Genomic DNA, 13,527 nt, shown 5'->3' with positions numbered 1-13,527 from the left:
ATGTTAACGAAAAAAGAGAATTTAGAAGCGATCGAAAAGTTTTCAGAGAACTTAGAAATTGAAGGTCGCAGTTTATGGCAAGACGCTCGCATTCGCTTTATGCGTAATAAAGCAGCGATGGTGAGCTTGTTCGTTCTTCTACTCATCACTTTGGCGGTGATATTCCTGCCAATGCTAGCACCTTACACTTACGAAGATACTGATTGGTATGCAATGCACGCAGGCCCTTCGATGGAGCACTGGTTTGGTACCGACAGTTTAGGACGAGACCTTTATGTTCGTACCTTGGTGGGTGGCCGGATTTCATTGATGGTCGGTGTAATGGGTGCGTTAGTCGCGGTATTGATCGGTACGCTTTACGGTGCGGCTTCAGGATTTATTGGTGGTAAGACAGACCGAATTATGATGCGTATCTTGGAAATCCTTTACGCGATTCCATTTATGTTCCTCGTCATTGTACTGGTGACCTTCTTCGGTCGTAACATCATTCTTATCTTCGTTGCGATTGGTGCAATTGCTTGGTTAGATATGGCGCGTATTGTTCGTGGTCAAACTCTGAGCTTACGCAGCAAAGAGTTTATTGAAGCGGCACATGTGTGTGGTGTGAGTAAGTGGAAAATCATCACTCGCCATATTGTGCCAAATGTTTTGGGTATCGTAGCCGTCTATTCGACTTTGCTTGTCCCTAGCATGATTTTGACTGAATCATTCCTATCATTCCTTGGTCTTGGTGTTCAGGAGCCAATGACAAGTTGGGGCGCCCTTCTTCAAGAAGGTGCTCAGACAATGGAAGTAGCAATCTGGCAGCTTGCATTCCCTGCAGCATTCATGGTTGTGACTCTATTCTGCTTCAACTACGTTGGTGACGGTCTGCGCGATGCGCTGGATCCTAAGGACAGATAAAACTGAATAGCAAATAAAAACAAAAGCTATAAAAGATTAAGGAAGCAATGATGAGCTTATTAGATGTCAAAGATCTGCGTGTCGAATTTACTACTCAAGATGGTATTGTAACCGCAGTAAACGATTTGAATTTCTCTCTGAATCAAGGTGAGACCCTAGGTATTGTAGGGGAGTCTGGTTCAGGTAAATCACAGACTGTATTCGCTATTATGGGATTACTTGCTAAGAACGGCATTATCTCAGGTAGCGCGAAATTTGAAGGTAAAGAGATTCTTAACCTTCCAGAAAAAGCACTCAACAAAGTACGTGCCGAACAGATCGCGATGATCTTCCAAGACCCGATGACGTCTTTGAACCCATACATGAAAGTCAGCGATCAGTTGATGGAAGTACTGATGCTTCATAAAGGTATGGGCAAAGCTGAAGCATTCGAAGAATCAGTACGCATGCTTGAAGCCGTGAAGATTCCGGAAGCACGTAAGCGTATCACTATGTACCCGCATGAGTTTTCAGGCGGTATGCGTCAGCGTGTGATGATCGCGATGGCGCTATTGTGTCGTCCTAAACTGCTGATTGCCGACGAACCAACAACGGCACTCGATGTGACGGTTCAAGCGCAGATTATGGAGCTACTTAATGAACTCAAGCATGAGTTCAATACCGCTATCATTATGATCACTCACGATCTGGGTGTTGTTGCGGGTTCTTGTGACAAAGTATTGGTTATGTATGCGGGTCGTACAATGGAGTACGGTACTGTCGATGAAATTTTCTATAATCCTAGCCATCCTTATGCTGAAGGTCTGCTAAAAGCAATTCCTCGTCTGGATACAGAAGGTGAAATTCTACCTACAATTCCGGGTAACCCGCCTAACTTACTTCGTTTACCACAAGGCTGCCCTTACCAAGAGCGTTGTCATCGCGTGATGGATCATTGTAAGCGTGAAGCGCCAATCTTAACGCCATTTGGAGATGGTCGTCAGCGTGCATGTTTTTCAGAATGGGAGGCTTGGGAAAAATGAGTGCAGATAAAAAATTAATTCTGGATGTATCCGATCTTAAAGTTCACTTTAGCATCGCGTCTAAATCGGCATGGCCATGGTCTAAGCCTTCGAATCTGAAAGCCGTCGACGGTGTTAACGTACGCCTTTATGAAGGTGAGACACTAGGTGTCGTCGGTGAATCAGGCTGCGGTAAGTCGACATTTGCTCGAGCAATCATTGGTCTTGTTGAAGCAACGGATGGTGAAGTCGTTTGGCTAGGGCAAGACCTAACCAAGATGCAAGACGTTCAGCGACGTGAAACACGTAAAGATATCCAAATGATTTTCCAAGATCCTTTGGCATCGCTAAATCCGCGTATGACAGTGGGCGACATTATTGCTGAACCTCTTGAAACTTTTTACCCTGAGCTATCAAAGCAGGAAGTAAAAGATCGCGTTAAAGAGATGATGGCGAAAGTAGGCCTTCTGCCAAACGTGATCAACCGCTATCCGCATGAATTCTCTGGGGGGCAGTGTCAGCGTATTGGTATCGCTCGAGCGCTTATCTTGAGACCTAAGATGATTATTTGCGATGAACCGGTATCGGCACTTGATGTATCTATTCAAGCTCAGGTTGTAAACTTACTTAAAGAGTTACAGAAAGAACTAGGATTGTCATTGGTATTTATCGCGCATGATTTATCGGTAGTTAAACATATTTCGGACCGAGTGTTAGTGATGTACCTAGGTAATGCGGTTGAGCTTGGTGAAGCAGAAGCACTGTTTGCCCATCCAAAGCACCCGTACACTCGCGCGCTGATGTCTGCAGTACCAATTCCTGATCCAAAGCTTGAGCGCAACAAACATATTGAGATGTTAGAGGGAGATCTTCCATCACCAATCAGTCCTCCCTCGGGGTGTGTATTCCGTACTCGTTGCCCGCAAGCAACGGAAGCGTGCGCTAACACCAAACCGTCGATTCAGGGTAATGATGTACATGCCGTATCTTGCCTACATGTTAGTGTCTAATCGATTCAGCCTGTGACGGGCTTAAGCGCGGCATCCTTCGGGGGTCGCGCTTTTTTTACTTCAAATAATTCGAACAACAAAGCCAACTTATTCTGCTTTAGAGTACGTTGGCTTTTTCTATACTTAGCTCATAAATATGAACCAGTTGAGAGTGAGATATGGGTAAGTTAGTTGAAGGTAAATGGCATGATGTTTGGTACGATACGAAAACCAGCGGAGGTAAGTTTATTCGCGAAGATGCGGGTTTCCGAGATTGGGTAGAAAACAAAGCTAATGCGAAGTTTCAGCCTGAATCTGGCCGCTATCATTTGTATGTTTCTCTAGCTTGTCCATGGGCTCATCGCACCCTGATATTTAGAAAGTTGAAACAGCTAGAAGCGCATATTGATGTGACTGTGGTATGTCCAGATATGATGGGAGAGGGGTGGCAGATGGGTTTACCTGAACCTTTATTCGGTCATACGCGCATGCACCAAATTTACACCCAAGCAAAACCAAACTACACAGGCAGAGTGACGGTGCCTGTGCTGTGGGATAAGAAACATAATACTATCGTGAGTAATGAATCCTCAGAAATCATTCGCATGTTTAACTCTGAGTTTAACGAGCTTACTGGTAATTATGATGACTATTATCCAAGTGATTTGAGCGCTTTAATCGATGAGTGGAATAACTATATTTATCCTAATGTGAATAATGGCGTATATCGCTGTGGTTTTGCGACGACTCAAGATGCATATGAAGAAGCTTACGATAGCTTATTTGATGCGCTTGACCGTATTGATGCTCATCTTGCAACGCACCGATATCTTGCGGGTGGCCAGATAACGGAAGCCGATTGGCGATTGTTTACGACATTGATTCGGTTTGATGCCGTTTATGTTGGCCATTTTAAATGTAACAAACGGCGCATTTCGGACTACTCAAATCTGCATGGTTATATGAAAGAGCTGTATCAAGTTGAAGGCATCGCCGATACGACAGATTTCTATCATATTAAGCGCCATTATTACTTTAGCCACACAGGCATTAACCCAACACAGGTAGTCCCGAAAGGTCCTGAACTTGATCTAGAATCTGCTCATGGGCGTGAAAGCCTCTAGTGTCGGATTGAGGTGTAAGTAAGCAGAGTGTGTTTAAGAGAAATAATGAATCTAAAAAAGCCCTCTAAAAATTAGAGGGCTTGATTCGTTCAAAGGGATTATCAGTTAACCACTTTTTCTTCTGCTTGTGCGGCTTGATCGGCCTGAATCGCTGTGAGTGCGATGGTGTAAACAATATCGTCAACGAGTGCGCCACGAGACAAATCGTTTACAGGCTTACGCATGCCTTGCAGCATTGGACCGATAGATACAAGGTCGGCTGAGCGCTGTACCGCTTTGTATGTCGTGTTACCCGTGTTTAGGTCTGGGAATACGAATACCGTTGCCTTACCGGCTACTGGAGAGTTAGGTGCTTTAGAAGCAGCAACGTTTTCCATGATAGCCGCGTCATACTGTAGAGGACCGTCGATAACTAAGTCAGGACGCTTCTCTTGAGCAATTTTAGTCGCTTCACGTACTTTATCTACGTCTGCACCTTTACCTGATTCGCCAGTCGAGTATGAGATCATTGCCACACGTGGGTCGATACCGAATGCCGCCGCAGAGTCCGCAGATTGAATAGCGATTTCAGCTAGTTGTTCTGCTGTCGGATCTGGGTTGATCGCACAGTCACCGTAAACCAATACCTGATCAGGTAGTAGCATAAAGAAGACAGAAGACACGATAGACGCATCTGGTGCTGTCTTAATGATTTGGAACGGAGGAACAATCGTGTTTGCTGTGGTGTGAACTGCACCAGAAACAAGACCGTCTACTTCGTCGTTCTCAAGCATCATGGTACCAAGGAATACGGAGTCTTGTAGCTTCTCACGGGCAACAACTTCCGTCATACCTTTGTGACCACGTAGCTCAACCAGACGTGCTACGTAGTTCTCACGTACTTCATCAGAGTTGATAATGGTAACGCCAGTACCGAGTTCAACGCCTTGCTGCGCAGCAACGCGCTTGATTTCTTCTGGGTTGCCAAGAAGTACACACTCTGCAATGCCACGTTCAGCACAGATGGCTGCCGCTTTAACTGTACGTGGTTCATCACCTTCGGGAAGAACAATACGCTTACCTGCACGGCGTGCAAATTCAGTAAGCTGGTAGCGGAATGCTGGTGGGCTCAGACGGCGAGACTTTTGAGTGCCCTCCGTCATAGACTCAATCCAGTTGCCATCGATGTGGCCCGCAACGTGTTCGTTAATAAACTCGATACGCTCTTTATCGTCTGCAGGAACCTCAATAGAGAAGCTCTGTAGGTTTAGAGACGTCTGCCATGTGTTTCCTTGTGCCTTAAAGATAGGCAAGCCAGAATCGAATGCTGGCTGACATAGGCCAACGATCTCTTGTGGAATGTCATAACCGCCAGTGAGAAGAACTGCACCGATTTCAACGCCGTTCATTGCTGATAGCGCTGCAGCTACAATAACGTCTGGACGATCTGCGGAAGTGACAAGTAGTGAGCCCGGTCTAAAGTGCTCGATCATGTTTGGCAAAGAACGTGCGCAGAAAGTGATGCTCTTGATACGGCGAGTATTGATGTCGCCTTCATTGATGATTTCCGCATTCAGGTGCTTCGCCATGTCGATTGCACGAGTTGCAATCAAGTCGATGCTCCACGGCACACAGCCAAGAACACGAATTGGAGATGTGTTAAAGATCTCCATTACTTTCATTTCGTTCTGCTTCGCGCTATCCGCATCGTCAAAAATTTCAGATAGGTCAGGGCGAGTACGGCCTGCTTCATCAACAGGCGCATTAAGCTTGTTGATGATAACACCAGAGATATTTTTATTCTTAGTACCGCCGAAGTTAGAACAAGCGACTTCGATACGCTCTTTTAGCTGTGCTGGGTTATCTGTACCAGGTGTTGCGACAAGAACGATTTCTGCCCCAAGTGTTGCAGCAATTTCTGCATTCACTTGGTTAGCAAATGGGTGCTTGCGAGTTGGAACTAGACCTTCGATCAGCGTAACGTCTGCGTCTTTGTTGATCTGGTTATAACGTTCTACAACCGTTTCTAGCAGCTCATCCATGTTGTCGTTACCGATAAGGCTCTCAGCAACAGACATCGCCATTGGCTCACCGATCTTCACATCGCTATTATGGCCAACGATAGTGGAAGTGAGATCCGGTTGATCACCACCAGAGCGTGGTTGACAAATCGGCTTGTAGAAAGAAACTTTAACGCCTTTGCGCTCCATAGCGCGAAGAACACCCATGCTTACGCTAGTAAGACCAACACCAGCGCTGGCAGGGATAAGCATAATAGTACGAGACATTCGTAGAGTACCTTTAGCTATTTTAGATAAAGCCCAACTTCGTATTCCTAGAGTGGAATAGGAGTTACGCCCCTTAGTAAGAAAACCGGCTGACTTTTCAGTCAGCCGGTGAAGTCAATTAAAGACCTGCTAAACGTGCAGTGTCTTCCGCAATGACAAGCTCTTCGTTAGTTGAGATAACCATTGCTGGGATGCGGCTGTCGGCTGTAGTGATATTACCTTCGCCACCGAAACGTGCTTTCAGGTTAGCTTCACCATCTACTTCAATACCGAATACGCCTAGGCGATTTAGAACCATCTCGCGAATTGGGCCAGAGTTTTCACCAATACCGCCTGTGAATACGATCGCGTCTAGACGACCTTCTAGAGTCGCAGTGTAACCAGCCACGTATTTAGCTAGGCGGTGGCAGAATACGTCCATTGCACGAGTTGCTTCTTCTTTCTCACCGTAGTTGTCTTCAACGAAACGACAATCAGAAGTTACTTCGGTCAGACCTTGCAGGCCAGACTCTTTAGTTAGCATAGTGTTGATTTGCTCTACAGAGTAACCAAGTGCGTCGTGTAAGTGGAAGATGATCGCAGGGTCGATATCACCACAACGCGTACCCATTACTAGGCCTTCAAGTGGAGTTAGACCCATTGAAGTATCAACTGATTTACCGTTTTTGATTGCACAAACAGATGCACCATTACCTAGGTGACAGTTGATGATGTTTAGTTCATCTGCAGGCTTACCTAGACGCTCAGCTGCTTCGCGAGCGATGAATAGGTGAGAAGTACCGTGCATACCGTAGCGACGGATACCGTGCTCTTTGTACAGGTTGTATGGAAGTGCGTATAGGTACGCTTCTTCTGGCATAGACTGGTGGAAAGCCGTATCGAATACCGCTGACATTGGCAGGCTAGGGAATGCTTTTTGAGCGGCTTTGATACCGATGATAGCCGCTGGGTTATGCAGAGGTGCTAGCGTTGCACAGTCTTCGATACCTTTAAGAACGTCATCAGTGATAAGAGCAGATTGAGTGAATTTCTCACCGCCGTGTACAACACGGTGGCCCACTGCTTTAAGTTGCTCGGCAAGTTCTGGCTTAGAAGCAAGAATAGTTTCAACGATGAAAGAAAGCGCTTCATCGTGTGCTGCGCCTTCACCTAATTGTGCTTCGTGCTTACCGTCCAGTTTCCATTTGATACGTGCTTCAGGAAGGTGAAGACATTCAGCCAGACCTGTTAGGTGCTCGTTGCCGTTTTCTGCATCGACAATCGCGAATTTAAGAGAAGAACTACCGCAGTTTAAAACTAAAACTAGCTTTGACATGAGTGACTACCTGTAATAATCAGTTAGGATAAAAATTAATCACAAGAATAGACGAAGCGAGAAAGGCTGCGTACTAATCTTGGTCAAAAAAACGTCGAATTCCGTATAAAAGACAGCAGTGATTCCCGAACACTGCTCTTGCATCCGCTGCAGAAAGGTCCCGAGAGTTGCTTAAATTGTAAATAACGGCAACAATGAGATTGTGGGCCTGCAAAGGATAACGATAATAGCCAATAATAACAAAAAAATTTGAAAGAATATTAACTTTCATCAATTTTTTACGCTGAAAGTTGAATCTTTCAACTTAATTTTAGTTTGGGCCCAATACTGAAGTGAGAGAGTCCTATGAGTAATAAAGCCGGTTTAGTTAATAACCTACGTGACGGGCAGAAGTACATGGATACTTGGCCTATGCGTAAGGAACTCAATTTACTGTTTCCAGAACAGCGCATCATCAAAGCCACCAAGTTTGGGGTGAAAGTGATGCCCGCAATCGCAGCGATCAGTGTTCTCACTCAAATGGCCTTCAATAATTACTCGGCAATGCCACAGGCTGTCATTATGGCGTTGTTTGCTCTTAGTTTACCGGTTCAGGGGATGTGGTGGCTTGGTAGTCGTGCAAATACTCAGCTTCCTCCTGCGTTGGCAGGTTGGTATCGGGAAATTCATCAGAAGATAGTAGAGAGTGGTTTTGCGCTTGAACCAATGAAAAGCCGACCTCGTTATAAAGAACTCGCTCACATCTTAAATCGTGCCTTTCGACAGCTAGATAAAAATGCTTTGGAGCGTTGGTTCTAAATCAAAGCAGTACCACTACGTGAAAGTGATACACGGCCTAGCTAAATTTCTTATTTCAAACAAAAAAACGCTCACCTCGGTGAGCGTTTTTTTAGTTATTGCTATCCAATATTAGTTGAACATAGCGATAGCGTTAGCTGGTTCAACGTATTCTAGATCGAAGCTTTCTGCTACTTCTTTACACGTAACTTTACCGTGAATAACGTTTAGACCTTCTAGGAAGCCTTTGTCTTCAAGAAGTGCTTCACGGTAGCCTTTGTTCGCTAGCTTAACGATGTAAGGCAGAGTTGCGTTGTTTAGAGCGAAAGTTGAAGTACGAGCAACGGCACCTGGCATGTTCGCTACACAGTAGTGAACTACGTCATCAACAATGTAAGTCGGGTCTGCGTGTGTTGTCGCATGTGAAGTTTCGAAACAACCGCCTTGGTCGATTGCAACGTCAACAACTGCTGCACCTGGCTTCATCTTAGCGATGTGCTCTTTAGTCACTAGTTTAGGAGCAGCAGCGCCTGGAATTAGAACTGCGCCGATGACTAGGTCTGCTTCTAGAACATGCTTCTCAATAGCATCTTCTGTAGAGTAAACCACTTTTGCGCGACCTTGGAACTCTTCGTCAAGACGACGTAGGGTGTCTACGTTGCGGTCTAAGATTGTTACGTCTGCACGCAGGCCAACAGCCATACGAGCGGCGTTAGCACCAACGACACCGCCACCTACAACCACTACTTTCGCTGGCTCAACACCTGGAACACCACCTAGAAGAAGGCCGCGTCCACCGTGAGATTTCTCTAAAGTTTGTGCGCCTGCTTGAATAGACATGCGACCTGCTACCTCAGACATTGGAGCAAGTAGTGGCAAGCGACCCATATTATCTGTTACAGTCTCATAGGCTATACAGACAGCTTTGCTCTTGATTAGCTCTTCAGTTTGTGGAAAATCTGGTGCTAGGTGCAAATAAGTAAATAATATTTGCCCTTCACGAAGCATAGCTCGCTCAACAGCTTGAGGTTCTTTAACCTTTACAATCATTTCTGCTTTCGCGAAAACGTCAGCAGCGGTAGGAAGAATGGATGCGCCTACAGCGATGTAATCATCGTCTGAAAAACCGATGCCAGAACCGGCTTTGGTTTCTACAAAAACTTGGTGACCTTGAGAGACTAGCTCGCGAACGCTCGCTGGGATCATACCAACACGGTACTCGTGGTTTTTGATTTCCTTAGGTACGCCAATAATCATCCTGAATCCTCATTTTATTTTGGTTGTATAAACTATATTAGTTGCATTAACTGCATGTAGGGTAATTCTGTCGAATTAACAACTAGTATAGTTGGGTTACAATAAAATTTGATACTGAATATTAAAAAGTTGTAGTATATTTTTTTGCAAGGAAGTAATAAGGTGGAATAAAAAATGGCAGACAACAATAAGAAGCCGTCTAAGGATCTAGACCGTATCGATCGCAACATTCTAAACGAACTGCAGAAAGACGGTCGTATTTCAAACGTTGAACTGTCTAAACGAGTTGGCCTTTCGCCAACGCCATGTTTAGAGCGTGTTCGTCGTCTGGAGCGTCAAGGGTATATTACGGGCTATACAGCTTTGTTAAACCCGCAGTTCCTTGATGCATCACTTTTGGTTTTCGTCGAAATCACACTAAACCGTGGTGCACCAGATGTGTTTGAACAATTTAATGCAGCGGTGCAGAAGCTCGACGATATTCAGGAGTGTCACCTTGTATCAGGTGACTTTGACTATCTGTTGAAAACGCGAGTGTCGGACATGAGTGCATATCGCAAGCTCCTTGGCGATACGCTTTTACGTCTTCCTGGCGTTAACGACACACGTACGTATGTTGTGATGGAAGAAGTGAAGCAGACAAACCAGTTAGTTATCAAAACGCGCTAATCTTTATTAGAGCAGCAAATACCTTTCGATATTCTGACTTAAGGTAATTGGGTTTTAAGTCCCAATATGGTTAAATCGATAGTCCGAGTGGCATAGCTGCTCGGACTATTTTTTTCCTTACTGATTAGCTGGGTGGATGTTCCATCGTATGAACGTCTTGCTTGGAGTCAGTATCACGCAGTTGATTAAGTTGGTTATGTTCAAAGAGAACAAAAATAAAGTTGAAACAATAATCAAAACTGGAGAAGAGCCTCAGTCCTCTCGTCTTGATGGGCCTCAACGCCTTAAAGAGTGCAGTCTTATTGTGATTGTACTGTCTTCTATATTATTGTCTGTCGCATTATTCACCTTCAGCCCTGCTGATCCTTCTTGGTCGCAAACGGCTTGGGGAGGAGACATTAACAATGCAGGCGGCCTTGTCGGTGCATGGATTGCCGATACTCTGTTTTTCACGTTTGGCTCTCTTGCCTATCCCATCCCTGTGGTCATTACCGTTACAGCTTGGGTGATGCTCAGAAAGCGTGATGAAAATGAATCTATTGACTTGATGCTATGGGGCACACGTCTTCTAGGTTTAACGATACTTATCCTGACGAGCTGTGGTCTTGCAGATATTAACTTCGATGATATTTGGTATTTCTCGTCTGGCGGTGTTGTTGGTGATGTTTTAACTAGCCTTGCGCTGCCAACTCTCAATATTTTAGGTACAACACTAGTGTTCCTATTTTTATGGGGCGCGGGTTTTACTTTGTTAACTGGGATCTCTTGGCTCACTATTGTGGATCGAATTGGGGAAGTGGCAATCCAAGCGCTGACGAGTCTGGTTAATAGAGTTCGGGGTGAAAAGGAAGAAATTCTTGAGCCCCAGCTTGTGATGCCTCGAGAAGAAGCTCCTCAGGTGAATGATGCTATAGAGCAAGAAGACGTCTTGTTCACAAGGGAACCTGATAAAGCACCACGTCGATTCAATATCCACATGCCTGAAGTTCATAAGGAATCAGTAGTCAATGTTCCCATTGCCGATAGCGCAGTGGTTGAACCTCAAGCCTCAGAGCAAATTACTGAGCCGGAGCCTGAAGTTGCTCATCCAGAGCGAGCTGACTTTTATGATGAAGTGTCTCAAGAGGAACGTACTAAGCAATTGGGTTCTACAATCGAAGAGCTAGAAGCGGTTGCTCAAAGTGAGGATGACTTTGCCATTCAAGAGCAAGCCACCACCTTAGAAGCTACCCATGTCGTGGAAACTGAGGAAGTACCCGTTATGGCTGAAAAGCCAAAAACTGTTGATGGCTCCGTTAACGAGATGCCGTGGAATAGTGAAGAGGGTCATGAAGAGCATGAGATTGTTGAACCAGTTATTGATCCTACCGAGCTTGAGCGCATTTCAAGTCATGTTGAGCCCGGAAGCACCCAACAGGAACCAGTGATTTCGACATTTGATGTGGCAGATGATGAGGATAATGATACTTCGGATCCTGCATTAGCTGAAGAAGGCGAAGATGAAGATGTAGAGGCGTTCCAAAATATTGTCGCTGATGCTCAAGCGAAAGTCGCCGCGCAGCAGAATCCATTCCTCGTCCAGAAAGAAGCGAACCTACCAAAACCGAAAGAACCAATGCCGACATTGGAATTGCTTTATCACCCAGAGAAGCGCGAAAACTTCATCGATCGCGAAGCATTGGAAGAAATTGCTCGCTTAGTTGAATCTAAGCTTGCTGATTATAAGATCAAAGCCGAAGTCGTTGATATTTTCCCTGGACCGGTGATTACTCGATTCGAGCTAGATTTAGCGCCAGGCGTGAAGGTGAGCCGTATTTCCGGCCTTTCGATGGACTTGGCTCGTTCATTGTCAGCGATGGCTGTCCGAGTAGTGGAAGTGATACCTGGTAAACCCTATGTCGGCCTTGAGTTGCCGAATATGAGTCGTCAGACAGTCTATTTCTCAGATGTTGTTGGCAGCCAGCACTTTATTGAGGCTAAATCTCCGACAACCGTAGTACTAGGTCAGGATATTGCTGGCGAAGCAGTCGTCGCTGACTTGTCGAAGATGCCGCACGTTTTGGTCGCAGGTACTACGGGGTCAGGTAAATCGGTTGGTGTGAATGTCATGATTTTAAGTATGCTTTACAAAGCGACGCCTGAAGATGTTCGCTTTATCATGATTGACCCGAAAATGCTTGAGCTGTCGGTATACGAAGGTATTCCTCATTTACTTTCTGAAGTGGTGACGGATATGAAAGATGCATCGAACGCGCTGCGTTGGTGTGTCGGTGAAATGGAGCGTCGATACAAACTGATGTCCGCGTTGGGTGTTCGTAATATCAAAGGCTTTAATGACAAGCTTAAGATGGCAGCAGAAGCAGGGCATCCGATTCACGACCCACTGTGGCAACCGGGTGACAGTATGGATGAAACTCCGCCATTGCTGGAGAAATTGCCATACATAGTCGTCATTGTCGATGAGTTTGCCGATCTGATGATGGTGGTGGGTAAGAAAGTAGAGGAGCTGATTGCTCGACTTGCTCAAAAAGCACGAGCAGCAGGGATTCATTTGATACTGGCGACGCAACGACCTTCTGTCGATGTTATCACCGGTTTGATTAAAGCTAATATCCCAACTCGAGTGGCGTTTACGGTATCGACGAAAACCGACTCAAGAACCATTCTTGACCAAGGTGGCGCGGAATCACTATTAGGTATGGGTGACATGCTTTATCTACCTCCGGGTTCTAGTCATACGGTGCGTGTACACGGTGCGTTTGCATCGGATGATGACGTACATGCTGTGGTAAATAACTGGAAAGCGCGCGGTAAGCCAAACTATATTGATGAGATCACCAATGGTGATCAAGGGCCAGAGGCATTGTTACCGGGAGAAAAACCTGAAGGTGAGGAAGAAATGGATCCGTTGTTCGATCAAGTCGTAGAGCATGTCGTTCAGTCCCGTCGAGGGTCTGTATCAGGAGTTCAGCGACGATTTAAGATCGGTTACAACCGTGCTGCACGAATTGTTGAACAACTGGAAGCTCAAGGCATTGTGAGTGCACCGGGGCACAATGGTAACAGAGAAGTGTTAGCTCCAGCACCTGGTCGTGAGATGAACTAATGCCATCTGAATAATGGATGACAAACCAAAATGAAAGGGTTGACCATATGAGCCAACCCTTTTTTAATTTCTAGCTTCTAGCTTCTAGCTTCTAGCTTCTAGCTTCTAGCTTCTAGCTT

The 13,527-nt window shown here is 45.5% G+C and carries 10 protein-coding genes; 7 read left to right on the top strand and 3 right to left on the bottom strand.

Translation table 11 applies throughout. The annotated features are described in order from the left end of the window. The 4 genes from oppC to CTT30_RS09570 all read left to right on the top strand — a co-directional run bounded on the left by oppC (position 1) and on the right by CTT30_RS09570 (position 4,017). Positions 1–903: an oligopeptide ABC transporter permease OppC gene (gene oppC / locus CTT30_RS09585; RefSeq protein WP_239837288.1), complete on the top strand. Its 903-nt coding sequence runs from the start codon at positions 1–3 to the stop codon at positions 901–903. A gap of 50 nt (positions 904–953) precedes the next feature. After that, the gene (locus tag CTT30_RS09580; protein WP_239837381.1) at positions 954–1,925 is read left to right on the top strand and encodes an ABC transporter ATP-binding protein; all 972 of its coding nucleotides are present in this window, start codon (positions 954–956) and stop codon (positions 1,923–1,925) included. Next, the gene (oppF, locus tag CTT30_RS09575; RefSeq protein WP_286037045.1) at positions 1,922–2,914 is read left to right on the top strand and encodes a murein tripeptide/oligopeptide ABC transporter ATP binding protein OppF; all 993 of its coding nucleotides are present in this window, start codon (positions 1,922–1,924) and stop codon (positions 2,912–2,914) included. The genes CTT30_RS09580 and oppF overlap by 4 nt, the downstream gene beginning before the upstream one ends. A gap of 158 nt (positions 2,915–3,072) precedes the next feature. Further along, positions 3,073–4,017, top strand: a complete 945-nt coding sequence (locus CTT30_RS09570) for a glutathione S-transferase family protein (RefSeq protein ID WP_252034925.1) — start codon at positions 3,073–3,075, stop codon at positions 4,015–4,017. 101 nt (positions 4,018–4,118) lie between these two features. Here the strand turns inward: CTT30_RS09570 and pta are convergent, their stop codons facing one another. Both pta and CTT30_RS09560 read right to left on the bottom strand, forming a co-directional pair. Next, entirely contained in the window at positions 4,119–6,284 is a 2,166-nt protein-coding gene (gene pta / locus CTT30_RS09565; protein ID WP_239865855.1) for a phosphate acetyltransferase, read from the bottom strand. A 118-nt stretch (positions 6,285–6,402) separates the two neighbouring features. Continuing rightward, on the bottom strand, positions 6,403–7,599 hold the full coding sequence (locus CTT30_RS09560) for an acetate kinase (protein ID WP_252034924.1): 1,197 nt from the start codon (positions 7,597–7,599) through the stop codon (positions 6,403–6,405). A 345-nt stretch (positions 7,600–7,944) separates the two neighbouring features. Between CTT30_RS09560 and yfbV the strand changes: the two genes are divergently transcribed. Then, on the top strand, positions 7,945–8,397 hold the full coding sequence (gene yfbV / locus CTT30_RS09555) for a terminus macrodomain insulation protein YfbV (protein ID WP_239837284.1): 453 nt from the start codon (positions 7,945–7,947) through the stop codon (positions 8,395–8,397). A gap of 111 nt (positions 8,398–8,508) precedes the next feature. Here the strand turns inward: yfbV and ald are convergent, their stop codons facing one another. Next, on the bottom strand, positions 8,509–9,633 hold the full coding sequence (gene ald, locus CTT30_RS09550) for an alanine dehydrogenase (RefSeq protein ID WP_239837283.1): 1,125 nt from the start codon (positions 9,631–9,633) through the stop codon (positions 8,509–8,511). Positions 9,634–9,807: 174 nt separating this feature from the next. Here ald and lrp point away from each other — a divergent pair, with 174 nt between their 5' ends. Then, positions 9,808–10,302 (top strand): leucine-responsive transcriptional regulator Lrp, encoded by a 495-nt coding sequence (gene lrp / locus CTT30_RS09545; RefSeq protein WP_006959094.1) that lies wholly within the window; start codon positions 9,808–9,810, stop codon positions 10,300–10,302. 196 nt (positions 10,303–10,498) lie between these two features. Continuing rightward, the gene (locus tag CTT30_RS09540; protein ID WP_252036635.1) at positions 10,499–13,408 is read left to right on the top strand and encodes a DNA translocase FtsK; all 2,910 of its coding nucleotides are present in this window, start codon (positions 10,499–10,501) and stop codon (positions 13,406–13,408) included. Positions 13,409–13,527: the final 119 nt, after the last annotated feature.

The organism is Vibrio coralliilyticus (assembly GCF_024449095.1).
GTDB lineage: Bacteria > Pseudomonadota > Gammaproteobacteria > Enterobacterales > Vibrionaceae > Vibrio > Vibrio coralliilyticus_A.
This window is presented reverse-complemented; position numbering and strand designations above follow the sequence as displayed.

Excerpts from the sequence above, each read along its gene's own strand:
- CTT30_RS09570 (WP_252034925.1), top strand. The coding sequence starts at position 3,073 with ATGGGTAAGTTAGTTGAAGGTAAATGGCATGATGTTTGGTACGATACG.
- ald (WP_239837283.1), bottom strand. The coding sequence starts at position 9,633 with ATGATTATTGGCGTACCTAAGGAAATCAAAAACCACGAGTACCGTGTT.
- CTT30_RS09580 (WP_239837381.1), top strand. The coding sequence starts at position 954 with ATGAGCTTATTAGATGTCAAAGATCTGCGTGTCGAATTTACTACTCAA.
- oppC (WP_239837288.1), top strand. The coding sequence starts at position 1 with ATGTTAACGAAAAAAGAGAATTTAGAAGCGATCGAAAAGTTTTCAGAG.
- CTT30_RS09560 (WP_252034924.1), bottom strand. The coding sequence starts at position 7,599 with ATGTCAAAGCTAGTTTTAGTTTTAAACTGCGGTAGTTCTTCTCTTAAA.
- oppF (WP_286037045.1), top strand. The coding sequence starts at position 1,922 with ATGAGTGCAGATAAAAAATTAATTCTGGATGTATCCGATCTTAAAGTT.
- CTT30_RS09540 (WP_252036635.1), top strand. The coding sequence starts at position 10,499 with ATGTTCAAAGAGAACAAAAATAAAGTTGAAACAATAATCAAAACTGGA.
- yfbV (WP_239837284.1), top strand. The coding sequence starts at position 7,945 with ATGAGTAATAAAGCCGGTTTAGTTAATAACCTACGTGACGGGCAGAAG.
- lrp (WP_006959094.1), top strand. The coding sequence starts at position 9,808 with ATGGCAGACAACAATAAGAAGCCGTCTAAGGATCTAGACCGTATCGAT.
- pta (WP_239865855.1), bottom strand. The coding sequence starts at position 6,284 with ATGTCTCGTACTATTATGCTTATCCCTGCCAGCGCTGGTGTTGGTCTT.